Consider the following 22,510-nt stretch of genomic DNA (forward strand, 5'->3'; position numbering starts at 1 on the left):
CACCGAGGGCTCGCGGTGGACCGCTCAGACCTGGTCGCCCACCCGGACCGGCGTCTGGGCATCATCGAGGCGTAACAGTGACCTCAGCTGCCGGTAGGCGTAGTACACATCGGCCAGCGCAGGGTCCTCGCGCAGCAGCAGGACTGTTTCGTTGGCGGCACACTCGGCGCTGATCATGGCGAACTGGGGATCCTCGGTGGGTAGTGCCCCGTAGGGCACCGACGGGCCGGGGCTGCGGCGGCACGCGCGAGCGGCTTCGTCGAGCAGTACGTCGGCCTCGGCCAATTCGACCCACCACTGCGGGTCCACCGGCGTGTGGTGGTGCAGGGCCTGCAGAATCAACCCCCGCAGCTGCACGCAGGTGTACCCGGCCGGGGACGCGACATCCCAGCAGGGCGTGGTATCGGCAGCGCTCCATGCCAGCCCGAGACATTCATCGAAAACCCTTGCCTGGTCAACGGATTCGATCTGTTCCACCATGTGGGGCCATGTCGCCTGCAATCGGTGCATGGTGGCCGGGGTGGGGCCGGCCAAGTCGATGTCGGGATCGGCGAGGCTGGAATGGGCGAACGCTGCCTCGTCGGGCAGCGCGTTCTTCAGCGCCGAGGGCACACTGGCGGCCACCGCCGCCAGTTCGGTGCCGAATCGCTCGCTCATGAGGGTGGCGTACTCGGCGATGATGCGGGTGGGATCGGCCAGCCCCTGCCACTGCTGGGAGTCGAGCTCGGTCTGTCCGACCCACGGCAGGGCGATCTCGACCGGCAGGTGCAGTCCTCGCGGCAACCAGCCGCGCCCGCGAGTAGAGGTCACCACATAGCTCGGAGCACCGATGACTCCGGCTCGCAGCACCCCGACGGCCCATTCGGTCACCAGCGCTCCCGGTACGGCCAGGATTCCCGAGAGCAGTGTTTTCGCATGCAGCAGAGCAACATTCACCGGTGCCGAGATCAGGCCGGCCGACGGGGAGGCCGCCACGAACGCGGCGGCGGCGCCGTCACGAATGGCTACGGGTGCGGTGGCGGCCGCGGCGGCCGCGGCGGGCGGTACGACCGGGCCCTCGGCGTGCACCGGCATCGCGGTGGCACCGACGGTGGACATGGGTGGTGGTGGTCCGGTGAACCCAGGGGCCGATGGCGTGATCGGTTGTCGGGCCATCATCGCGGCGGGATCGGCGGCCGGAGCGCGGACCTCGCCGCCATGGATCGGTGGCGCGGCGCTGACCGCGGTGCTGTGCGGGGTCGGTGCCACGGGGGCGCGGGGGGCGGCCTGCGCGGACTCGGCGGTGGGCGCCGCGGGAGTGATCGGCGCGGGTTGAGTCAACGCCGAGGTCCCTGGGTTCATCAGCGGCGACTGTCCGAAAGTGTTGCTGCCCAGCCGGATTCCCTGATTGCCGAGGCCGCTGCGTTCGGGCACGGTGACACCGGGTAGCCCTTTTCCTGTCCCTTCGGTGGTGCCGACGCCGGAGCCTTTGGGGCTGGTGCCCAGATCTCGGCCGGTGCTTGCTCCGGCAGTGACGTCGGGTCGAGCGCTGGTGCCGGTGGATCCGTGTCCCGTTCCCGGGCCGGTCTGTGTGGTGCTGGTGCCGAGCCCGCTCGTGCCGACCGATGTCGAGGTCGGCGTCGTGGGCGTACCTGCGGGGCCGGCGGGGTGCGCACCGGCAGGATCGGGACTGACGGAGTTGGGCGAACCAGCTTGTGGCGCAGTCGGGTTCACGGGGTCGGTGAGACCTGTCTGGTGGGGTCCCTGCGGTGCTGGCTCGGTGTCGGGGAGTCTTGTTCGCCCTCCGCCGAACAAGCCATCGGCCTGGGAACTGGATGATCCGGCGGTCGAGGTCGCCGTGTCGACGGGTCCGGCGGGAACACTCGGGTTCCACGCGGCGTGAGTGCTGGCCTGTGGGGGCAAGGCTCCCGGGGTGAGCGGCCCGGCTCCCCCGGGGATGAGGGAAGGCGCTGCGGCAGCGGTGATTTCACCGGCCATGCCGGAGACTTTGACGGTGGCGGCCGCGGACACGGTGCCGACTTCGGTCGCGGCGGCGGCGACGATCGCGTCGATCATCGCTTCGGCTTTGGCGTGGATCGCCAGGGCAGCGCCGGGCGCGGTCGCGGTCATCTCGGCGGCCGCTGCTTGGGTTTTGATGGTGGCGATGGCCGCTTGTGCTTCGGCGACCAGAGCGGCCAATTGTGTTTGGACACTGCGGATCGTCCATGCCATGACGTCGACCACGGTGCCTGCGCGCACGAGGGTTTCGCCGTGTTCGGCCCAGGTTCGGGCATCGAGCTGCACTTGCGTCGACATCGCTTCGGGCCCGGCGCCTTGGTTGTGGTTGATGATTCCGGCGCCGATGCCGCTCATCTGGGCGGCGGCGGCTCTGATCTCGTTGCCGCTGCTGGTGGTGTCGACCGCGATCTGGGCCAGCAGGTCCGGATCGCCGCTGGGCCAGTGTGAGCCGAGTATTTCATCGGCGTACGGGCCGCTCGGCCGGGGGATACTCATGATCGCCCGCAGGCTCGTCGCGCGGCGACCTCGGCGACCGCGGCGCGGCCGTCGAGGGTGTCGAGGCTGCGTCCGTCGTGGGTGAGCATGGCCTGACTCGCCATCAGTGCGGCGCTGATCCAGTCGCCGACCGCCGCGGTGACGGTCCGGTTGGTTCCCGGTGCGATCTGGACGCCGGTGACGGCCTGATCGACGGCGGTGGTGAACGGGTTGATCCAATTGTCGACCCCGGGGTCGGTGAAGCTCCATTGCGCCGGCCGGTGTGTGCGTCCCGCCGTCACCACCGCATTGAGTGCCGCCGTGAACCCGTCACAGGTCTGCGAGGTCGCTTGCTGCGGCGTCAGACTCGGCGCGCTGGTCACCGTGGTGAGCGTCTGCCCGGAGGGCCGCGTGACCAGGCTGGCGATCAACGCCACCGTCATCGCAGCAAGTAGGCCCGAGAGCACGAGGATGCTCACTCGTGCCGACGATTGTTTCCTCGGTGCCGGGTCGGTGCCGGAATCGGTTGTTCGGGTCTGCACCATCTGCCTTCTCCTTCAGCGGATTCCGCAGGCCGCGCGGCTGGTCAGCTCGGCGGCGTCCAGGCGTGGCCCCAGCACACCTGCCAGTAGCTGCTGGTTCTTGGCACCGATCACCTGGTCGCCGATCAGCACGGTGGTGACCCAATCGGTGAGCGCGGCCTTGACCGCGGGGGCGGTGCCGGGTTCGATACGCACTCGCAGTGCCGCGGCGTCCATCTGGCTGGTGTAGGAGTCGATGCGCTCATCGACGCCGGGGTCGGTCGGTCTCCACCCTGCCGGCAGTAGCGCCTGCAGCGGGCCGATCGCGGTGAGGGCTGCGGAGAACGACGCGCACGAACGGCTGGTGGCCTGCTGGGGTGTCAGGACAGCGGCGGGGTCCGGGCCGGCCGCGGCGACGACGGTGGTCGGCGCGGTGAACAGTTTGACCGTCAGCACGAGCAGTCCGGCCATGAGCACGATCGCGGCCACCACCGCGGCAAGGCCGATGGTCCTGGTCGGTCCCGGCGCCGTGGGCTGCCCGGAGGGTGTCGTCACGTCGGGTGCCTCCTTCCTGGCTTCAGTATGAAGTGAGGAAGGCAGAGTTCTGTGACCTCCGGCGTGCCGTTTGCGCTGCCTGCGACCCATATTCGGGCGCACCGGGCCACGGTGGGGGTCCACGGCGATGGGCTTCATGACCGCTCCTTGGCATCCGGGTGCGCGCTCCGCGCCCGGAGTTGACCACTTTCACCCCCTGGATCCGCAACCTCCGGCGTGGCGTGCCGAGAGGTCGTGGGGAGGCGCTTTCGCCACGGATTTGCGCCAACAAATTCCCCAGCTGTTCTTCGAGGGTAATACTGAGATCGGAACCCAGCGTAGTTTCGAGGGTGAGGAGTATTCGAATGCGAGAAGATTCGGCAGATTTAGGCTCACGGGTGGAACAACTCGGACAACTGATCACCAGCATGAGCAGCGTTTCGTCCGCCGCTGCCGGCCGGTTGACCGGCGGGGTCGGGGGCACCAGTCCGATCGATGCGGCGGTCTCGGCCATCACTACACAGGCGTCGACGGTGCTGACCGATCGGGCGACCCAAGCGCGCACCACCGCGGCAGCGACAGCGGCGCAGATATCGGCCTCTATCAGCGACTATGAGGTCACAGACGATACCAATGCCGCCAGCATCGACGCCGCGGCGCAATCCCTGAGCGGCCCTGCGCGCTGACCGGCTCGGTTGCTGCACCCGGTCAGCCGACACGGCCCCAGGGAATCCTGCGGGCGGAGTCCCGTCGCTGCCGTCGCGAGCGCCTAGACTTGCATTCAAAGGTCCCACCAGTGGGAAAGGAATAGAACAATGAGAGAGCTACACGTCGAGCCCGGTGATCTGGATCGCCTCGCTCATTCTCACGACGATGCTGCCGATCGGCTGGCTGCCTACGGACGCCCCAACGAGCCGTTGATGGAAAACGTTTTGACGACCCACGGTGATGTTTCGGGCCCGTTCGTCGCGGCGCTGGCCGACTACTACCAACGCCGTCGCGAAGCGACCGCCGCGGCCGCCGCCGATCACAGTCAGACTGCCCAGGATCTGCGGATCTCGCGTGCGGACTACGTGGCCACCGACCAGGACAACGCGTCCGCGGCGACGCGCGCGGTCGGCAACCTGTAGCTCGCTGTGGTCGTGCGAGTCGATGCCGAAGGCGTGCGGGCCGCCGCGGACGCCCTCGACGCGTGCGGTGCGCGCTTGAGTTCTGCGATCCCGGTGACCGTGGTAGCTCCGGCCGGGGGTGACACGATCTCGTCGACGGGGGCGCAAGTCATCAATCAGCGCAGCGCACATCTGGTCAGTGCCGCGCATGCCGCGGTGGCGGTGATCCTAGGTGCTGCGGCGGCATTGCGGGCCAGCGCGGCCGACTACACCTCAGCCGACGGCGCGAACGCTTCCTCGATCGCGGCGAACCGCTTCGGTACTGGTGGCGCGGGAGGCGCGCAGGGTGCGCCGGGCCCGGTGGATATCCCGCCGGTCCCCCGTGTCCTCGACACGGCTCGCGGGCCGATCATGATGCCCTCGTCCTTGGGCGCGGAGCCGTTGGCTGCCGCGACCGCGCTGCAAGCCGGCGATCACGGCGCCTCAGCAGCAGCGCACGCGCAGCAATGGTCGACACTGGCCACGGTCTTCGGCCAGGAGGCCGCCGTGACCACTGCCGTCGCCGCCGGTCTGGCAGGTTCGTGGGAGTCTCCCGCCGCCGCGCTGGCCTTGCCGAAGGTCGCCGAGCTGAGCCGATGGCTCGCCGATGCCTCGCTGCACGCCGAGGCGGTCGCGGCGGCCGCGGCCGCGCACGCCGGCAATCACGCCCAGGCAGTTGCCACCCACCCGACGCCGGAATACGTCACCGCGGTGCGCGCGGCGTTGATGACGAATACGGCCCGGGTCGCGGCCGGAGACACAGCTGCGGCTCCCGCGCTGACCCAGACACGAGCACAATGGGCGCAGCTGACCTCCGATTCCGGTGAAGTCGGTGCCCAGTACGGAGCTTCGACGACCCGTTCCGCGGTGACAGACGCCGAGGTGGGAGCACCGCCTGCTGTGGCAGGCGAGGGCGCCGACTCCGCGGACGCCGACCGTGACAATCGCCCCTCCGATGAGCACGATCCCCACGACGAGGCGGATGATCAGTCGTCGACATCCGAGGATTTAGGACTCGATCCCAACGATCCCGCGATCCAAGCCGAAGCTCAGGCCTTGGCCGTGCAGACGCTGGCGGCCCAGCAGGCCGGGCAGATGGGTCCGCAACTGCTGGGCATGGGTTCGCAGATGCTCCAGCAAGCCGTCGGCCCGATCAGCTCGCTGGCTTCCTCGGCGGTGCAAGCCGTCGCGACGGGTACGTCCCCGGAGGATCTGAGCGCCGGACTGGATCCCGCGTTGCCCGAGCCTGCCTTTCCCGGGCTCGATGTCCCTACCGGCACTGGCGATTTCGGCGCGGGCGGGTCATCGGGTGATTTCGGTGCCGGAGCCGATTCCGGTATCGCCGCGTCCGTGCCGGGGGTGGGGGCTACCGCACCGGCAGCAGCCAATGCTGGTGCTGTCGCGGCCCGGACCGCCCCGACCCAGGTTGTGGCGCCTACGGTCGCCAGCGGTAGTCCCGCACCGACCCGGCCGGCCGCTGCCCCGGCGATGATGCCGATGATGAACCCGGCGATGATGGGCGGGCTCGGTGGCGGAGCCCAGAACGAACGGGCGCGCAACCGTAAGGTCGTTCCCGACGAACCGGTGTATCAGGACAAGACCCCGTCGGTTGCGCCGGTGATCGGTGCCCGCAAACGCACTCCCCCTAAACCGACCCCGGCAGCACGCGCCGAGAAAGGCGACGGCGACTGATGGACATTCAGGCCCAGGCCCAGGCAGCACAACAGCGTGTGGAGTCGGCATTGACCGAGGCCGCACAGCTTCGAGATCGACTCGGCACCGGAATCGATGCGTTGACCAGCATGCGGGTGCGCCGACCCTCTCCTGATGATCAGGTGGTGCCCGAGGTCGACGGGATGGGCCGACTGACCGGGCTGTGGCTGGCCCCGGGGCTGACGACACGGACCTCGGCCGACGACCTCGGTGCCGCGATCACCGCGGCGATCCGGGCGTCCCACACCGACGCTGCGGCTCGGCGCGAGCAGATAAACCGTTTCGTGGGTGGGACTAAAGATTCACTCGATTTCGATCCCGAATAGCCCGACACCTGCACCGGATTACTGCTGTTCTGACCGTAAACTCGGAACGTGAGTTCCACCGCGCCTCCAGCACCGACTGCGATCCTCGATTGGCTGTTGCGTAATGACGGATTGCGGCGCGTTCACGCGGGGTGCCAGCGTTTCGAAACGGCGGGAGCTCGCCCCCTTGCCTGCCGCCTGAATCTGGTCTCCGGGCACGTCCATTTCGACCTGAGCGCACCGGCGAAAATGGACCTGCCCTGGCAGCGCGACACCGGCGACGACCACTGGTGGATCGACTGCGATGACCTGCCGTTGGCCGCCGCCACTCAGGGGCTGTTGGTGGTGGTCGGCATCACCGCTGAGGGCGAGTTCCTGATGATCAACCTCGCCGCGACATCGCGGCTATCGGTCCATTCCGTACTGGCGCTGCAGGTGGCCCGGGCCTGGGCGTTGCAGTTGTCGCTCGAACCCGATCTGCGTGCCGCCACCGTGGATCCATCGGTGTCGGTCGCCGGGCCCGGCACCACGATCCGATACTGCCCACCAGGGGCGGTGATCCCCACCGCGCGGGTGGTATTCACCGGCCCCGACACCCGCCAGCTCGACCTCGCTGCCGATGCGATAGTCATCGATCGGGCCCCGGCTCGGGTGGACGCAGATGCCGAGGGCTGGGCGCTGTATCTGGGACGTGATCGCAGCGGCGAAGCCTTCCTGGGTGCTGCCCGCTACCTGCTGCGCACCACCCTGGTGGTCAGCGAAGAGCAGTGGGCGGCTACCGGATCGAGCACCGGTGCCGATGTCGAGCCCACGGTGGCTGCATCTGCTGAGGAAAGTCCGCCACCGGATAGCGACACCGACGTCGCGACCGTTGCCGAGAGCCGCGAGCCGGGGTCAGAGCGTGGTGCACGCCGGCGTGCTCAGCGCGCGGCAGGCTCGGCCGAGGCCCAGATTCCGGAGTTGCTGGGCACCACGGCGATGCAGGCCGACAGCACCTACCCACCCCCGCGGCCAGAACCTGGCCCCGGCACCGAAACCGAGGACGGTGGCGAGGACGCCGAGGCCGCGGCACTACTGGCCGAGTTCGGACATATCTGGGTGCGGGTGCTGGGCCGAATCCGCGTCTGTGTACCGAACGGGCCGACCCTGACCGCCCGTCGATCGACACGCAGCCCGGAGGGCACCGACGGCAAACCCGTGCGAGAAACCGAACTGGTGGTGTGGATGGCCTTGAGTCCCCACGGGCTCTCCGGCGATGAGGTCGCCACGCTGTGGCCTGACGATCATCCCGGCGATACCGCACACCAGCGCCGCCGCAACGAATTCGTCTCGCGGCTGCGGCGCCAGCTCGGACCGATCACGCCGGAAACACCGGAGGAGACCGCGCTGCTGGAACGCGAGCGCAGCGGTGGTGCGAATTTCCGTGTCCATCCCCGGATGCTCACCGACTGGGATGCCTTCCAGCGGCTGGTTCCCGGTCCGCCCGCAGAGGCGCCGACCGCGGCCTTGGCTGCCGCGCTGTCGCTGGTGACCGACCGGCCTTTCGCTGACGCGCCGCACGGACATTACGGGTTCGCCCGCGCGTGGACCGACGTGATGCTCGATGCGTGCACCGACACCGCGGTGGAGCTGGCCACCCGTTACATCACCGCCGGGCGCACCGCGCACGCTTTCGCCGCCGCCAACCGCGGCGTACTCGCCGACCCAGCCCGCCAGGATCTGTGGCGGCTGGTGCTCTCGACCGCGCCGCGCGAGGACCCCGCCGAGATCTATGACCTCATCGCACAGCTCAAACGGCTCATCCCGGCCAGCGAGCTCGAGAACGCGACCTTACGGCTGATAGAGAGGTTGAAGAGCAGTGAACTACCCCGATAATCCAGAGCTCGCCGAGGCCGGCGAGGAGGCCGTCCACGCCGTGCACACCCGGGACCAGAGCATCGTGGTCTGGGCCGACAGCAACGGCGCGGTCACCCAGGTCGAACTCACCTCCGAGGCACTGCACTACGGCGAGCAGTACCTGAGCGAGCAGATCCTCGCCCTCGCTGATCTGGCTCACCAGAATGCCATGGTCGCCATCCGCGCCAGGATCCTCGACGCCGGCGCCCAACGCGGTGAAGCCGGCCTCGCCCAAGCACAGCGTCTCGTCACCGAGATGGAGCTGCCGACCGAAGAGTCCTACCGGCAGGCACTCGATACCCATCTGTACGGCGACGATTGAAAGCCCCGTAGCGCCAGATCCGGGGCTGCGGAAACCTGTCGATCAAACCTCGTCACACGATGGTGAATAGGACATGTTTCGAATTCTGGAAGCGACCTTGTCGGCGGCTTACCAATTCAACTACGAAACCCTTGACTACCCCGGTGTTAGTCTCATTGGTGGGACTATTTGATGGAGATAGGCAAGGGGTTTGCCGTGACTTCGACTCCACGACGACGCTCAGTGGATGCGTCCCTTGTGACAGGGATGGACCATCGCGAAGAAGTGTCCGGGTGCACCCGCCACGCGATGGTGTACGCCGGGTGGGAGAACCGCTTGGATGCTTTGGTGGGTGCAGCGCGACCGCTGCGCCGGGCCACACTGCGGGCCGCGCAGAACTTCGCTTCCCACTGCGCGAACTGCCCGGTGATCGCAGCGTGCCGAGATCGCGCGCAGGCCAATCGCTACACCGGAATCGCCGGCGGGAAACCGTTCATCAACGGGACCGCCATCGCGACCTCGACGACCAGCAGGCGTGCGGCATGACAGCGGCGGTGGAGGCCTTCCGGCTCGGGGTCCGTGAACTCATGAACGCCGCGCAGGAACACAGTGCCCCCGGCGCTCCGGGTCCGGCTCGCACCCGCGCGGCGGAGGCGTTTCGCACCGCGGTGAAGCTGGATCCGACGATGAGTGATGCGGTGATGGGATTGATCGCCGCGGGCGACAACTCCCGGGCGACGTTGTTCAAGGCCAGCCGTGCCCGCAACCTGTATGTGCATTCCCGCGCCGAGGGCCTGCTCGATGGCGAGCTGCTCAGCGGATTGTTCGATCTGCACGTCTACGGCATCCATCATCCGCTGCGGCGCGCGAGCGAAGCCTCGATCGCCTTGGCCTGCGCGCTGGCCTATCCCGCCGACGGCACTTCCGCGCAATGGCAAGAAGCCGCCGAACAGCTCCAGCAGCACCTCGGTGATCGGCACGGCGAGGCCCACGACCAGCAGCTGGCGACGACGGTCCTGCTCGGCATGTACCTGGCCACCGAGCAGTGGACGGCCATCACCGACCTCGAACCCCAGCTCAAGGCCACCCAGTGGGACCAGCCGTTGCTGCAGGTCGCCTGCGCGACCGTGACCGCGCAGGCCTACGCCAATCTCGGCGCGTTCGACGAGGCGCTGCGCCGGGTGAGCGGCATCCTCGACGACCCGCGGGAACCGGCCCAGCATCTGCGGGCCCAGGCTCGGCTCATCCAGGCGCTGGTCTTGCGCGAGCAGGGCGACGAGGAACGCGCTCAGCAGATCATCGCCGAGCTCATGGCCACCGATACCACCGGCACGGTCGCGGCCTACCGGCCCGCGACTCAGCGGCTCAAACTGACCAGCGCCGCAGCGATCGCCACGCGTACCGACGCGTGGGATCCCGCCAGTGGCCACGACCCGGTCGCCACCGCCGATCGTGAGGAGTCCGCGCGTACCCGCGAGCAGTGGCTCGAGGACGCCTCGCGGGTCCTCGAGGAGCAGATCGGCATGGCCGCGGTGAAACAGCAGATCGCGAAACTGCGTGCCACGGTGCAGGTTTCACGGATGCGAGAGAAGGCCGGGTTGTCCATCGACGGATCCTCGCGCCATCTGGTGTTCACCGGCCCGCCCGGCACCGGGAAAACGACCATCGCGCGGGTGGTGGCGCAGATCTTCGCCGGGCTCGGCGTGGTCGACACCCCGAAGGTGGTCGAGGCCTCCCGGGTCGATTTCGTCGGCACCCATCTGGGACACACCGCACCGAAGACCAACGCGCTCATCGATTCCGCGGTCGGCGGCGTGCTCTTCGTCGACGAGGTCTACACCTTGATCCAGACCGGGCTGGCCGGCGGCGACGCGTTCGGCCGCGAAGCGGTCGACACGCTGCTGGCGCGGATGGAGAACGACCGTGACCGGCTGGTGGTCATCATCGCCGGCTACGACGAGGAGGTCGACCGGTTCCTGGCCTCCAACGAGGGCCTGGCCTCGCGGTTCTCCCGCCGGATCCGGTTTGCTTCCTACACCCCTGATGAATTGGTGGCCATTGCCGAAGTCATTGCGAACAAACGTGATTCGGTGCTTTCCGAGGGTGCGCGCGACCGGCTGATGTCGGAGTGCGCGCAGCTGAGCACCACCGTGCGTGAAGGCAAGAGCGCCATCGACGTCGTCGGTAACGGCCGCTTCATGCGCAACGTCATCGAGGGCGCCGAAGAAGAGCGCAACTACCGCCTGGCCCAGGACCCGGAGTTGGCCGCCGCGGCGGGAGCCCCCGACGACTCGGTGCGCCAGGCGTTGATGACGATCACCGAGCCCGACATGGGTGAGGCGATCGAGAACCTGCTGGCCGACAACGCGAGCCGGTGACGGTGGCGCGGCGAAGGAGACCGTTGTGCGATTGAGGATGACCTCGCGGCCCCAGGTGTCGGGGTGGCGGTTCATGCTGCGGCGTCTCGAACACGCGCTCGTGCGCCGCGAAACGCAGATGCTCGATGACCCTCAGCGCTCCCAGAGCCTGGCTCTGATCCTCGGGATCGTGCTCATGGTGCTGGCCGCAGCGGTCTGCGGGGTGATCGCCTTGATCTCCCCGCAAGGCACCATCGATGCCACCACCAAGATCGTGGCCGATCGCGACAGCGGCGCACTCTATGTGCGGGTCGGGGACCGATTCAACCCGGTGCTCAACCTTGCCTCGGCACGGTTGATCGCGGGTAGCCCGGCCCCGCCGAAACGGGTCAAGGCCGCCGAGATAGCCCGCTACCCGCGCGGGCCGCTGGTCGGGATCGTCGGCGCGCCACAGGTTCTCACCGCCAACTCCGATCGCAACTCCGATTGGACCTTGTGCAATGCCTCCAAGATCGGCACCGCCGTCCCGCTCGATCCCGCGACAGGACTGCCCAGCAGCGCGCCACCGGTGTCGACGTCGGTGATCAGCGGCGCACTGGACATGTCCGGGGCCACGGAGCTTTCCGGTCGAGCGGGCCGGGTGATGTCCTACGCCAACGCGATGTGGCTGGTGTACTTGCGCGCGGACGGAACCGCCGTGCGCGCCCGAATCGACACGACCAGCCCGGTGATCACCACCGCGCTGGGGATCACCGGCGCCAAACCCCTGCCGATGGGCAAGGGACTCTACGACGCGTTGCCCGAGGAGCCACCGCTGACGGTGCCCAGCGCCCCCGATGCCGGAGCACCCCTGCCCTACACGGTGAGCGGGGGCGCCAAGGTCGGCTCGGTGCTGCGCAGTACCGAACTCAATGGCACGACAACCTACTACGTCGCGTTGAGCTCGGGAGTGCAGCGCATCGGATCGGTGGTGGCCACGATGCTGCGCGCGTCGAACTCCGTCGGCAACACCGCGGTCCTGGAAGTCACACCCGACGTGGCGACCAAGGCACCGCTGTCCACGCAGCTGCGGGTCGGCGGGTACCCGCCCGAGCCGATCGAGCTGATCGCCGACTCGGCGCCGGTGACCTGTCTGCGCTGGCACCAGAGCGCGGGCGAAACAACCGCCACCACAACACTTCTGAGCGGGCGCACCTTGCCGTTGACCAGCAAACAACGTGCCGCGATGGTGTCGCCAGTAACCGCGGGCGCCTCCGCGGGGGCCACCGCCGACTCGGTCTACATGCCAGCGGGGGCGGGCCGGTTCGTTCAGGTCCACTCCGACCCGGGGGCGACCCGGGAAGCGTTGTGGTGGCTGGCCGATACCGGTGTGCGCTTCGGTGTCGACACCACCGACGACGACTCCGGCCCTGATCGCACCGTCAGCGCGCTGGGCCTCGGTGAGCCGATCCCCGCGCCGTGGCCGATCGTGTCGTTGTTCGCTCGCGGGCCGTCACTGTCGGTCCGCGATGCCCTGGTCGTCCACGACGGCATCGAGGCCGACAAGCAGGCCGCACTGCTGCCCACGGCACGACCCGGTCAGGGGGGTTGAGATGGCCACCAAACGCTTCAGCCGTCCCGCGACGTCGGTTCCGGCTCCGGTGCAACGGATTCGGCAGGTAGTCGTCGAGGCACCGGTGGAGCTACCCAAGGCAGTGCCGACACCGAAGTGGCGGATCCTCATGCCGGTCGTCGTCATTGTCGGCATGGCAGGGATGATGCTGTTCATGTTCCGCTCCGGCGGATTCAACCCGATGATGGTGCTGTTTCCCCTGCTGATGCTCGGCGGGCTCGGGCCTATGCTGGCCGGAAACGTCAGCGGAGGCAAACGCACCGGGGAACTCAACGAAGACCGCAAGGAATTCCTGCAAGGGCTGGGCCGCTCGCGCGGTGTTCTCCACGACTGCGCCCGTTCGCAATACGACGCGGCCGCCCACCACAACCCCGCACCCGCTCAGCTGGTGCGTTTCGTCGGCACCGACCGCATGTGGGAGCGGACACCGGGCGGCAAACATGCCGAGACATGGGGCGAAGCCCGCATCGCGCGCGGACGCACCGCCCTGGACGCGGCACCAGCAGCACCGGAGTCCGCTCCGGTGTCCGGCGGGCACGTCGACCCCCTCACCGCGGTCATGGTCGCGAAGTTCATCCGGACCCACTCGACATTGGCCGGCATGCCGATCCGGGCCAGCTTCACCGGTCAGCCCGCCTTGGGGTTCCGCGCCGAGGAAGGGGTAGCCGCTGAGCAGCTGCGCGGGCTGGTGCGGGCGCTGCTGTGCCAGATCGCGGTGTTCTATGGCCCCGACCACGTCCTGATCGCCGCCGTCGTCGATGCCGAGCACGCCGCGCACTGGGAGTGGCTCAAGTGGCTACCCCACACCCAGCACCCCGACGCGCGCGATGGACTCGGCGCCGCCCGGATGGTGTATCGCTCCACCGCGGCCTTGCGCGAGGGCTTGGCCGCCGAGCTCACCGCCCGCCCGCAGTTCTCCACCGCCAGCGACGTGCGCGCTGATCGCCGTCAGATCGTGATCGTCTGCGAGGGAGTCGACGACGAGGACCGCACGATCAGCGGGATCGACGGTGTCACCTGGCTGCAGATGGATGCCGGGTCGCGATCGCTGGCGGCGCGACGCGACATGATCTATCTACTGGGGCCCGCCGGTGCACTGGCCCATCTGAAGGAACCACTCGGCACAGCACCGATCCATATCGGCGAGGCCGACTATGTCTCACCGGCCGCAGCAGAGGTCATCGCCCGGCGGTTGTCGAGCTATCGGCTCGCCGATACCGGCACCACACTGGCCGCACTGACCACCGAAGACAACCACGACTGGGCCTCGCTGATGGGGATCATCGATCCCGCCGCTCTGGATGTCGAGGCTCTGTGGGCAACCAAACCTGAACGAGACCGGCTGCGGATCGTTTACGGTCACGACCGCGCCACCGACCGGCCCATAGCCCTCGATATCAAGGACGGCTCGGTCATTCCCGGGGGTATGGGCCCGCACGGGATGTGCATCGGGGCCACCGGCTCGGGCAAATCCGAATGGCTGCGCACGTTGATCTTGTCATTGGCCACCCAGAACAGTCCTGACGTGGTGACCATGCTGCTGATCGACTTCAAAGGCGGTGCCACCTTCCTCGGCCTCGAGCGATTGCCCCATGTCACCGCGATCGTCACCGACATGGCAGAAGAAGCCGACCTGCTCTCGCGCTTCGCCGATGTGCTCGAAGGCGAACTCGAACGCCGCCAGCGCCTGCTACGCGAAACCGGCGGATTCAAAGACATCAGCGATTACGAACGCGCCCGGGCGCGAGGGATGTCGGCAGAACCACTGCCGACCCTGTTGTGCGTGATCGACGAATTCACCGAGCTGCTCACCCAGCATCCGGAGTTCGCCAAACTGTTCGTCCGGGTCGGTCGGCTGGGACGCGCGCTGGGTGTGCACTTCCTGTTCGCCTCGCAGACCGTGGAGCAGGGCAGTATGCGCGGGCTCGAAGCGCACCTGTCCTATCGCATCGCGCTACGGCTGAACTATCAGCAGGAATCCAAGGTCGTCATCGGCGACCCGGCCGCCAACTTCATCGCCCTCGACGAGCCCGGACACGGTTTCCTGCGCGCGGGCGCCGGGGAACTCCAGGAGTTCCAAACCGCTTATGTCAGTGGCGAATTCGAGCCACCACCGGCGCGCGCGCCGCATGCCACCGCCGCGCAACGGGCGAGGATCGAAGGATATGCCCCGGCGGCGTTGTTCACCGCCGACCCGCTCGAGGCGGCCCCGCAGGAGCCGGGCCCCGAGCAATCGGCGGGCCTCGACACCCCCGAGACCGAATCCGCCGAAGCGACAGAGGCAGAACCCGCACGAACCTTGATGCAGGTCGTTGTCGACCAACTCGCCAGGCATGGGCGTCCCGCACGGCGGCTGTGGCTACCGGAGCTGCGTATCGCGCCCACGCTCGATCAGTTGCTCGCCGCGGCCCCGGCCAGCATGCCGGTCGCCTCGCTGCGGTTCCCGGTGGCGTTGCTCGACCGGCCCCGCGACCAACGCCAGGATGTGTGGAGCTTCGTGCCCACCGGTGCCGCCGGCAACATCGCCATCATGGGCGGCCCGCAGTCGGGCAAGAGCACCCTGCTGCAGACCCTGGTGCTCTCGGCGGCCATGACCCACACTCCCGAGCAGGTGCAGTTCTACATTCTCGACTTCGGCGGCGGACGCCTGGCCGCCGGTGTGGCCGAACTCCCGCACGTGGGCTCTGTGGCCCGCCGAGGCGACACGACCCTGATCCGGCGCACGCTGGCCACCATCAAACAGATCCTCGAGCACCGGGAACGGCGTTTCGCGATGTTGGGCATCAGCGACATGGCCGAGGTACGTACCCGGATCGGCACCGATGCCGACTTCGCCGCACGAATCAAGCAGCAGGACACCGAGTTCGGTGACATCTTCTTCATCGTCGACGGGTGGGACTGGGCCGCGGGGGAGAACAATCCGCTCTACGAGGCGAAGCCGGACTTCGAAGCGTTGGCGGCCTCCGGGCTCAGCTACGGCATCCATCTGGTCATCAGCGCGGCCAGTCAGTCCTCGTTCCGACCGGCGATGTTCAATCAGCTGCAATCGAGGATCGAACTGCGCCTCGGCTCCCCCACCGAGTCGGTCCTGGATCGCAGCGTGGCTCTTTCGGTGCCTGTCGGCCGTCCCGGTCGAGGAATCGGCCCCGAGGCCCTGCATTTGATGACCGCGCTGCCCCGGCTGGACTCTGTCCCGGATCCGGCGACTCTGCCCGCGGCGATGGCTGACGCGGTGGCCCGGGTGGTAGCCCACTATCCGGGCCGCTCGGCCGAGCCGGTGAAACTGCTGCCCGACGAGATCGACCGGGCGAGCATGCTGGCCCGATGGCAGGCGCCGGTGGCCTCGGCCGACATCCTCGACCGGTTGCGCTCGGTGCCGTTCGGGGTGCGTGAGTCCGATCTCGAGGCAGCGACGCTGAATTTCGTGGACTCCCCGCACCTGCTGATCGTGGGTTCGCGCGGGTCGGGCCGCTCGACCGCCGTCGAGTCGGTGGTCACCGGAATCAAAAAGGTGCTGCCCACTCCGGCCCAGGCCCGTTTCCTGGCGGTGGACTACCGATACCGGCACATGGAACTGTTCGACGATCCCGACTGGATGCTGCTGCCGCCGTTCTATGGGCCCGGCGAGAACATCGATGCCACGATGGCCGACCTCACCCAGTCGATCCGCACGCTGCGCACCCCTCCGGTAGGGGTGACGGCGGCCCAGATCCGCGAGCGCTCGTGGTGGCAGGGCCCGGAGTACTTCGTGATCATCGACGACCTCGATCTGGTCGCCGGACGTGGCAACGACCCCAGCAATCCGTTACGGCACTGGGCCGGGTTCGGTGCCAACGGCCTGACCTACGGCCTGCATCTGATCGTGGTCCGCAATGTCGCCGACGCCGCGATCTCGATGCACGCCGATCCGGTGCTGCGCTCGCTCAACAGCGCCCGTTGCGATGTGCTGCTGTTCGACGGACCCCGCACCGAGATCCTGTTCGACAGCGTCAAACCCCAGATCCATGTCCCGGGCGAATGTGACCACCTGCGGCGCATGCACAACCTCACCGATCTGGTGCGCATCGCGCGTTGACTCGCTTGGTGGTCAATCGGAGTCACCACCCCACCCGCTGACGAAAACATGATCGGCCCGCCCGCGTGCCCAGCGAGCCGCCCGGCCGAGCGCATGCCACCGGGTCAGCCCCCACGACATATGCACCGGTACTGATCCGGACAGTACCGTCGCCAGCCACGGAGACAACCACGCCTGACGGCCCTCGAGGACTGCCAGCTGCTCATATCGAGGTTGTTCGGGTGTATCGGGAAAGCCGAAGCGGACAGCCAGACCTCGATTGAGCATGCGTGTCTCCCTCGAAACAGTTGAAAGCCGATCCGCGATGCCATTGAAGGGTTACACAGGGAGGGCCTTGCCTCCGGTGCCACACCCTGATCCACTACAAGATTCCCGATGCGCTACCGGCCCGAAGGACGTCTCTCAGCAATTTGGCCATGTTTTCAAACGATCGCTTGCAGTCGTAGGATCATTTTCCTGGATATCCGATGTAGTCTCACTGGTGGGATAAGATCGCGATACAAAACATGTGTTGCCGAATGACATCCCCGAAGGGGGAACCCCATGTTTGTTCAGGTCGAGCCGGAGGCCCTCGATGGCGCCGCAGTGACTCTTGCCAGCATCACCGCCCAGCTGACCCGGGCGATCACCAGCACCGCGGTCGCGGTCTCGGCGGTGCCACCGGCCGGGGTCGATGACGCATCGCTGGCCGCATCTGGCATTCACAGCGCTCACGGTGCGGAATTCGTGGCCGTGGGTGCGGGTTCGCAGGCGGTCTTGGGTCGCGCCAGCGCCGAGATGGCGGTGATCGCGGGCGAGTATCGCGCCACCGATCTCGCCAATGCCGCGCTGCTGGCGTGAAAGCCCGTACGGACGGCTGAACCCGTGGAGTGGGTCGCGCTACCTCCAGAGATCAACTCGGCACGATTGATTGCCGGGGCAGGTGTCATGCCGATGCAGGTCGCCGCGACCGCCTACACCACCCTGTCCGCGGAATTCGCCGCCGCGGCGAGCGCTTTGACCGGCTTGATGGCCGGCATGTCCGCGCAATGGGTCGGCCCGACATCGGCGGTTGCCATGGGTTGCTTCGGCACCTATCTGAGCTGGGTCAACGGCACCTGTACCCAGCTGGGCGGGGCCGCGGCCCGCGCGCAGGCCCAGGTCGCGGCCTACGAACTCGCCATGGTGACGATGCCGCCACTGCCGGTGATCGAGGCGAATCAGGCCACCGGAATCACGCTGGCCGCCACCAACTTCATGGGCGTCAACACCGCTCCCCTGGCAGCCAACGAGGCCGCCTACGTCGCGATGTGGATCCAGGCGGCGGCGGTGATGAGCGCCTACGCGGCAGCCACCGCGGCGAATGCGATCTTCGACCCGTTCATGCCGTCTCCACCGATCGTCGGCGAAGGTCCGCCGAACCCCCTGATCGCCACCACGTTGGCCAATGCGGCCTCGACACCGCTCAAGGATGCTCAGCTGGCCGCCACCGCGGCGCGGGCGACCCTGCAATCGGCGATCAACGAGATCGCGTTGCCGGTGAGCATTGCGATGGTCACCTCTGCGCGCACCGACGGGCACGCCCGCGACGAGCAGAGCGCTGGTGACCAGCAGGCCCAGGCACTGGCCCGTCACGGCGAGTTGCAGGCGCTGCTCTCGCAGGCCCAGCAGGTAGGCGGACAGGTCGGCAGCGCCGCGCAGCAGGCGACCGGGATGGCGACGAACACGGTCCAGTCCGCGGTCTCTCCGGCCACCCAGCTGACCGACTACCTGCGCCAGCGCCTCGAAGGCCAGCCCGGGGTCGGGGCACTGGACAATCCCGGGTTCGCCGGAGTCAGCCCCAGCTCCCCCACCGGCGTCGCGATGTCGAGCGGCACGGCCCTTCCGGCGGCGTCGCTGCAGTTCGCCCCGTCACTGGCCGGGATGTCCGGCGCCACGACCGGGTTCCGGCTGCCCCACGGCTGGCAGGGCGGAATGCCGCCCGCGATGGCGCCCGCGATGGGCTCGACGATCCAGGCCGGTGCCGCCGAAGCCGCTGCCGCAGCACGTGCTGGCGCACCGCCGATGTATCCCCCCGCCAGCACGGCAGCCGCCGGTGAAGGCCAACCTGCGCGTCGGCGAGCGGTGGTCATGGGCGCACGGATCGTGTCGGTCCCGGTGGCCGAACAATCCCCGGACACCGAGACCGCGCCGGGCCGCGTACGGCAACCAGTGGATGCGAACTCGGACAGCGGATGACCGCAAAGCTTGTGCCCCTTGACCGTTCGGGGCACACCACCACCACGGTGGCGGACGCAAGGACGGTCAGGAAACCCATTCACCACGGCACAAGGAGACAGAAATGGTCAATCATTTAAGGGCCGAGACCGGTGCTCACGCCAGCGCGAGCACCGATTTCGCCACCGCGTACATGACCCTGAAGACAATGCTCAACAACGTCACAGCTACCAGCGAGGGCACATACGCCAGCCTTCAGGGACAAGCGCAGATGGCATTCCAGGGAGCACATGACCGCTGGAACTTCGCCGCCAATGCGGCCACGCGACTACTCGATGAGATCGCCTCGAATCTCGGCATTTCCGGCGCCGACTACGAAGCCACCGACACCGAACGCGCGCAGGTGTTCAACGCCTCCGGCGCCAACCTCGGCTGATCCCAACCCTCTGTCTCGGAAGGACTTTCGACATGTACTACGAATTCACCGGAATCGAATCGGCAGCAACCAGCATCGCCGGAGCCAGCAAGGGCATGGTTGCGGCCTGGGACGGCGTCAAATCCAGTTCAGCCCGCCTGGCGGGTAACTGGCAAGGCACGGGATCGATGTCGTGGCAAGATTCCCAGGTCCAGCTCGACGCCATGCAGAACGAGGTCATGTCCGCGCTGGCTGATCTCGGGGTGCGCCTCGAGCAGACCGGGATCACCATGCAGGGCACCGACAGTGCTGTTCGGGCACGGTTCGGCCACTGATCCCACTCAGTTCCTGACACCGAGCACCACTTGATCGCAGCGCCCGCGCCCTGTTCGGGACGGGTGTGGCGCTGGTATGCGCCCGGTGCTTTCGACTGCTCTGCCGACCTTTTGAGGACAGGTGATTTCTGCCGTGCCGATCGCCGTGTGCGCCGAACTCAGCGTCGATGCGTTGCTGCTGGCGGGCCGGCAGGCGGGCGTGGCGTCGTTTCCTGATGTGCTGGCGGTGATGCCGACGGTGTTCTACCCCGACGAGCAGGCCGCGATCGATGCCAAGGTGATCTCCTCGCTGACCGGCACCGACCTCCTCGACGCGACTGGATCGTTCAATTCCTCTGTACTGCACTGGGTTTCGGTACTCGGACGACCGCAGGTCGAGGCAGCGGCACGGGTCCGCAACGGCGATCAGTGGCTGCGGATGTCGCTGGTCCGCGCCGGGCAGGCGCATGTGCTGGCCGCGCGGCTGGGCGAGATGGTCACCCTACAGCCGGTGTTCTGTGATGGAGCCGACCCGCATGTGGTCAGCTCGGCTCTGTGGTCCGGGCTCGGAGGATGCCCTGCGCTGGCGTTCACTCCGGTGACCGCGTTGACCGCCGACCTGGCCGCCCTGCAACATCTCGAGCCCGCAGCGCTGATCGACCCGCTGCTCGGATTGGGGGCCGAGGCGGCCTCGGCGGCGGTGATCAGCACGCTCGGACGCGCCCGACAGCGTGCGGAGATCACGATGACCTCCCATTCGGCGACCGGTCGCCGGCCACTCGGCGCGGGCCTGGGCGTGTTCGACACCGAGCACGGGCGGGTGATCGCGCGGGCACGCCGCGGTGCGAGCGGGCAGATGTGGTCGGTGTTCGTGCCCGGTTCTCTCGCGGAGTTTCATCAGGGCGTCACCGATCTCGCGGCGTTGTTGCCCGAGGGTGACTGGTTTGGAACGCGTCGCGTAAACACCGGCTCATAGTCTCACTGGTGGGACATTCGGTGGTTAGGATTGACTTCCGGCCGAACTGGCATCCGGACATGGTGCGCTGCGGTTGTCGAATTCCGGGTCACCCGGCGCGGCCGGCCCAGTAAAGCGCGCACTTCGCGCCGAGGCGCTGTCATCGGATCGGAAGGACATCGTGGCGACGACAAATCCGACAGACCCTGTCGCTCCGCCGCGGGTGCGGGTGCCGATTCGAGTGGGTGATCGCCAGATCGATGTCGATTTGGCCGAGCAGATCCCGCTTGAGATCGTGATGGAGGATCTGCTCGAGTTCTTGGCGCGATTCGCCCCGATCGATCGCAGCGCGGCGGTGATGACACTGGCTCGTATCGGTCAGGCGCCGATCCCGCGCGAGCACACCCTGGCTCAGGCCGGGGTGACCGACGGCGTCCTGCTCGAGCTGCAACCCGCACCCGATGGTGAGCGGTTCAGTCCCCTGGTCGAGGAGATCAGCGAAGCGGTCGCGCAGATCAACGAGCGCGGCTTCGCCGAGTTCGAGCCCTCGCACGCGAGCGCGTTGTCGCGGCTGGCGGTGGTCGCCGGGTCGGGAGTGTGCGCGGGGCTGCTGGCGCGCAGCTGGCTCAGCGCAGGCTCGTCGAACTGGTGGTGTGCGGCGGTGGCGCTGATCCTGGCCGTGGCAGCGGCGGCCGGTGCGGCTGCGGCCGCGCATTGGTGGCGTTCGGCAGCGACGGCCTATGCCTTGACGATCTCCGCGCTGATCCTGTCTGGCACGGCGGGGGCGGTGCTGGTGCCCTCGGCCCAGGGCGCTCCCGCGCATTTCGGTGCCGCGCAGGCGCTGGGTTCGGCAGTGGTGACCGGGATGGCCAGTGTGCTGCTGTTGCGTGCGCTCGAGGGTCTCGGGGTGATGCTGCACGCGACGGTGATCACCGTCGCGGTCGCGGTGGCGGTCGATGCGCTGCTGGTGGAATTGCTCGGCTGGCGGGTGTCCACGGTGGCCGCGGGCACGGTCATCGCGGCGATGATCGTGCTGGTCAACGCTCCCAAGGTGGGTGTGCTCGCGTCGCGGTTGCGCCCGCCGAATCTGCCTGCCCCTGGTGAGGACATCGACCCCGACGCCCTCGAGGAAGTCTTCGACCTCGATCACGATCTCGACGCGACCGGCCGTCTCGAGCGGCGAGCAGTGGCGGCGACCAAAGCGCTGACCGGGTTGCTGCTGGGGACCGCGGTAGTGCTGGCGTGCGCGACCGCCGCGACCGTGGTGCCCTACGCCTACCATCTGCCGATCCAGCTCGTCGTCGCGGGCCTTGTGGTCGCCTCGGTCACGCTGCGGGCCCGCAGCTACACCGACCGGGTGCAGGCCACGATCATGTATGTCACGGCGTTCGTCACCGCTGCTGGCGTCGCGGCGCGCATCGTGGCCGGGTATGCCTCGTTGCCGGTGCAGCTGAGCGTGGTCGTGGTGATGGTGGCGTTGACGGTGGCCGCCGCGGCCGCGGCCCGGCTGCCCGCGGCACGCCCCTCACCGGTCACCCGCCGCAATATCGAGTTGCTCGAGCAGCTTCTGATCGTGGCGCTGATCCCGCTGGCGGCCTGGTGCATGGGCGTGTATTCCTTCGTCCGGAACCTGTGACGCCGATGACGGGGCTTCGGATGCTGATCGTTTCCGCGACAACGGTTCTCGCGGTATCGG

At 68.0% G+C, this 22,510-nt stretch carries 20 protein-coding genes; 16 read left to right on the plus strand and 4 right to left on the minus strand.

What is annotated here, in order from left to right; genetic code table 11:
- Positions 1 to 24 precede the first annotated feature (24 nt).
- From NA11_RS25415 to NA11_RS25425, 3 genes are read right to left on the minus strand one after another with little or no spacing between them, the layout of a single operon-like run.
- On the minus strand, positions 25 to 2,493 hold the full coding sequence (locus tag NA11_RS25415; protein ID WP_069164511.1) for a hypothetical protein: 2,469 nt from the start codon (positions 2,491 to 2,493) through the stop codon (positions 25 to 27).
- Positions 2,490 to 3,017, minus strand: coding sequence for a hypothetical protein (locus NA11_RS25420; protein WP_069164512.1), 528 nt, complete (start codon positions 3,015 to 3,017; stop codon positions 2,490 to 2,492). The genes NA11_RS25415 and NA11_RS25420 overlap by 4 nt, the downstream gene beginning before the upstream one ends.
- 12 nt (positions 3,018 to 3,029) lie before the next feature.
- Positions 3,030 to 3,548: a hypothetical protein gene (locus NA11_RS25425; RefSeq protein WP_141717823.1), complete on the minus strand. Its 519-nt coding sequence runs from the start codon at positions 3,546 to 3,548 to the stop codon at positions 3,030 to 3,032.
- Between the two features lie 407 nt (positions 3,549 to 3,955).
- Here NA11_RS25425 and NA11_RS25430 point away from each other — a divergent pair, with 407 nt between their 5' ends.
- The 10 genes from NA11_RS25430 (at position 3,956) to eccCa (ending at position 16,934) form a co-directional block, all read left to right on the plus strand.
- Positions 3,956 to 4,213, plus strand: coding sequence for a hypothetical protein (locus tag NA11_RS25430; RefSeq protein ID WP_141717824.1), 258 nt, complete (start codon positions 3,956 to 3,958; stop codon positions 4,211 to 4,213).
- A gap of 129 nt (positions 4,214 to 4,342) precedes the next feature.
- Positions 4,343 to 4,657 carry a type VII secretion target gene (locus NA11_RS25435; RefSeq protein WP_084655058.1) on the plus strand — a complete coding sequence of 105 codons (315 nt, stop codon included), beginning with the start codon at positions 4,343 to 4,345 and terminating at the stop codon, positions 4,655 to 4,657.
- A gap of 12 nt (positions 4,658 to 4,669) precedes the next feature.
- Positions 4,670 to 6,367, plus strand: coding sequence for a PPE domain-containing protein (locus tag NA11_RS25440; RefSeq protein WP_167837726.1), 1,698 nt, complete (start codon positions 4,670 to 4,672; stop codon positions 6,365 to 6,367).
- Positions 6,367 to 6,714, plus strand: a complete 348-nt coding sequence (locus NA11_RS25445; RefSeq protein WP_141717825.1) for a YbaB/EbfC family DNA-binding protein — start codon at positions 6,367 to 6,369, stop codon at positions 6,712 to 6,714. Before NA11_RS25440 ends, NA11_RS25445 begins: the two co-directional genes overlap by 1 nt.
- Positions 6,715 to 6,762: 48 nt before the next feature.
- A complete protein-coding gene (locus tag NA11_RS25450) occupies positions 6,763 to 8,568 on the plus strand; it encodes an AfsR/SARP family transcriptional regulator (RefSeq protein WP_141717826.1) in 1,806 nt (601 codons plus the stop codon).
- The gene (locus NA11_RS25455; RefSeq protein WP_069164518.1) at positions 8,552 to 8,911 is read left to right on the plus strand and encodes a hypothetical protein; all 360 of its coding nucleotides are present in this window, start codon (positions 8,552 to 8,554) and stop codon (positions 8,909 to 8,911) included. Before NA11_RS25450 ends, NA11_RS25455 begins: the two co-directional genes overlap by 17 nt.
- A gap of 237 nt (positions 8,912 to 9,148) precedes the next feature.
- Positions 9,149 to 9,436, plus strand: a complete 288-nt coding sequence (locus NA11_RS45810; RefSeq protein WP_069164519.1) for a hypothetical protein — start codon at positions 9,149 to 9,151, stop codon at positions 9,434 to 9,436.
- Positions 9,433 to 11,268 (plus strand): type VII secretion AAA-ATPase EccA, encoded by a 1,836-nt coding sequence (gene eccA / locus NA11_RS25465; RefSeq protein ID WP_069164520.1) that lies wholly within the window; start codon positions 9,433 to 9,435, stop codon positions 11,266 to 11,268. Before NA11_RS45810 ends, eccA begins: the two co-directional genes overlap by 4 nt.
- A gap of 25 nt (positions 11,269 to 11,293) precedes the next feature.
- Positions 11,294 to 12,838, plus strand: coding sequence for a type VII secretion protein EccB (gene eccB / locus NA11_RS25470; protein ID WP_141717827.1), 1,545 nt, complete (start codon positions 11,294 to 11,296; stop codon positions 12,836 to 12,838).
- A gap of 1 nt (position 12,839) precedes the next feature.
- A complete protein-coding gene (eccCa, locus tag NA11_RS25475) occupies positions 12,840 to 16,934 on the plus strand; it encodes a type VII secretion protein EccCa (RefSeq protein ID WP_069164522.1) in 4,095 nt (1,364 codons plus the stop codon).
- Positions 16,935 to 16,946: 12 nt separating this feature from the next.
- Here eccCa and NA11_RS44985 read toward each other — a convergent pair whose 3' ends face one another.
- Positions 16,947 to 17,201, minus strand: coding sequence for a hypothetical protein (locus NA11_RS44985; RefSeq protein ID WP_141717828.1), 255 nt, complete (start codon positions 17,199 to 17,201; stop codon positions 16,947 to 16,949).
- 276 nt (positions 17,202 to 17,477) lie between these two features.
- Between NA11_RS44985 and NA11_RS25480 the strand changes: the two genes are divergently transcribed.
- From NA11_RS25480 to eccD, 6 genes are all read left to right on the plus strand, one after another.
- On the plus strand, positions 17,478 to 17,774 hold the full coding sequence (locus NA11_RS25480) for a PE family protein (RefSeq protein ID WP_069164523.1): 297 nt from the start codon (positions 17,478 to 17,480) through the stop codon (positions 17,772 to 17,774).
- Positions 17,775 to 17,798: 24 nt separating this feature from the next.
- Complete coding sequence (locus NA11_RS25485; protein WP_084655061.1) at positions 17,799 to 19,151, plus strand: PPE family protein; 1,353 nt, start codon at positions 17,799 to 17,801, stop codon at positions 19,149 to 19,151.
- Between the two features lie 103 nt (positions 19,152 to 19,254).
- Positions 19,255 to 19,566 (plus strand): WXG100 family type VII secretion target, encoded by a 312-nt coding sequence (locus NA11_RS25490; protein WP_069164525.1) that lies wholly within the window; start codon positions 19,255 to 19,257, stop codon positions 19,564 to 19,566.
- A 32-nt stretch (positions 19,567 to 19,598) separates the two neighbouring features.
- Entirely contained in the window at positions 19,599 to 19,880 is a 282-nt protein-coding gene (locus NA11_RS25495; RefSeq protein WP_069164526.1) for a WXG100 family type VII secretion target, read from the plus strand.
- A gap of 133 nt (positions 19,881 to 20,013) precedes the next feature.
- Entirely contained in the window at positions 20,014 to 20,835 is an 822-nt protein-coding gene (locus NA11_RS25500) for an ESX secretion-associated protein EspG (RefSeq protein ID WP_167837727.1), read from the plus strand.
- Between the two features lie 208 nt (positions 20,836 to 21,043).
- Positions 21,044 to 22,450 (plus strand): type VII secretion integral membrane protein EccD, encoded by a 1,407-nt coding sequence (gene eccD / locus NA11_RS25505; RefSeq protein WP_281197084.1) that lies wholly within the window; start codon positions 21,044 to 21,046, stop codon positions 22,448 to 22,450.
- The last annotated feature ends 60 nt before the right edge of the window (positions 22,451 to 22,510 follow it).

It is taken from the genome of Nocardia altamirensis NBRC 108246 (assembly GCF_001612685.1).
Taxonomy (GTDB): domain Bacteria; phylum Actinomycetota; class Actinomycetes; order Mycobacteriales; family Mycobacteriaceae; genus Nocardia; species Nocardia altamirensis.

What these genes read in the sequence shown, in the direction of transcription:
- NA11_RS25435 (WP_084655058.1), top strand. Translation starts at nt 4,343, where the DNA reads ATGAGAGAGCTACACGTCGAGCCCGGTGATCTGGATCGCCTCGCTCAT.
- NA11_RS25495 (WP_069164526.1), top strand. Translation starts at nt 19,599, where the DNA reads ATGTACTACGAATTCACCGGAATCGAATCGGCAGCAACCAGCATCGCC.
- eccCa (WP_069164522.1), top strand. Translation starts at nt 12,840, where the DNA reads ATGGCCACCAAACGCTTCAGCCGTCCCGCGACGTCGGTTCCGGCTCCG.
- NA11_RS25420 (WP_069164512.1), bottom strand. Translation starts at nt 3,017, where the DNA reads ATGGTGCAGACCCGAACAACCGATTCCGGCACCGACCCGGCACCGAGG.
- NA11_RS25430 (WP_141717824.1), top strand. Translation starts at nt 3,956, where the DNA reads ATGAGCAGCGTTTCGTCCGCCGCTGCCGGCCGGTTGACCGGCGGGGTC.
- NA11_RS25445 (WP_141717825.1), top strand. Translation starts at nt 6,367, where the DNA reads ATGGACATTCAGGCCCAGGCCCAGGCAGCACAACAGCGTGTGGAGTCG.
- NA11_RS44985 (WP_141717828.1), bottom strand. Translation starts at nt 17,201, where the DNA reads ATGCTCAATCGAGGTCTGGCTGTCCGCTTCGGCTTTCCCGATACACCC.
- eccA (WP_069164520.1), top strand. Translation starts at nt 9,433, where the DNA reads ATGACAGCGGCGGTGGAGGCCTTCCGGCTCGGGGTCCGTGAACTCATG.
- NA11_RS25490 (WP_069164525.1), top strand. Translation starts at nt 19,255, where the DNA reads ATGGTCAATCATTTAAGGGCCGAGACCGGTGCTCACGCCAGCGCGAGC.
- NA11_RS25415 (WP_069164511.1), bottom strand. Translation starts at nt 2,493, where the DNA reads ATGAGTATCCCCCGGCCGAGCGGCCCGTACGCCGATGAAATACTCGGC.
- NA11_RS25480 (WP_069164523.1), top strand. Translation starts at nt 17,478, where the DNA reads ATGTTTGTTCAGGTCGAGCCGGAGGCCCTCGATGGCGCCGCAGTGACT.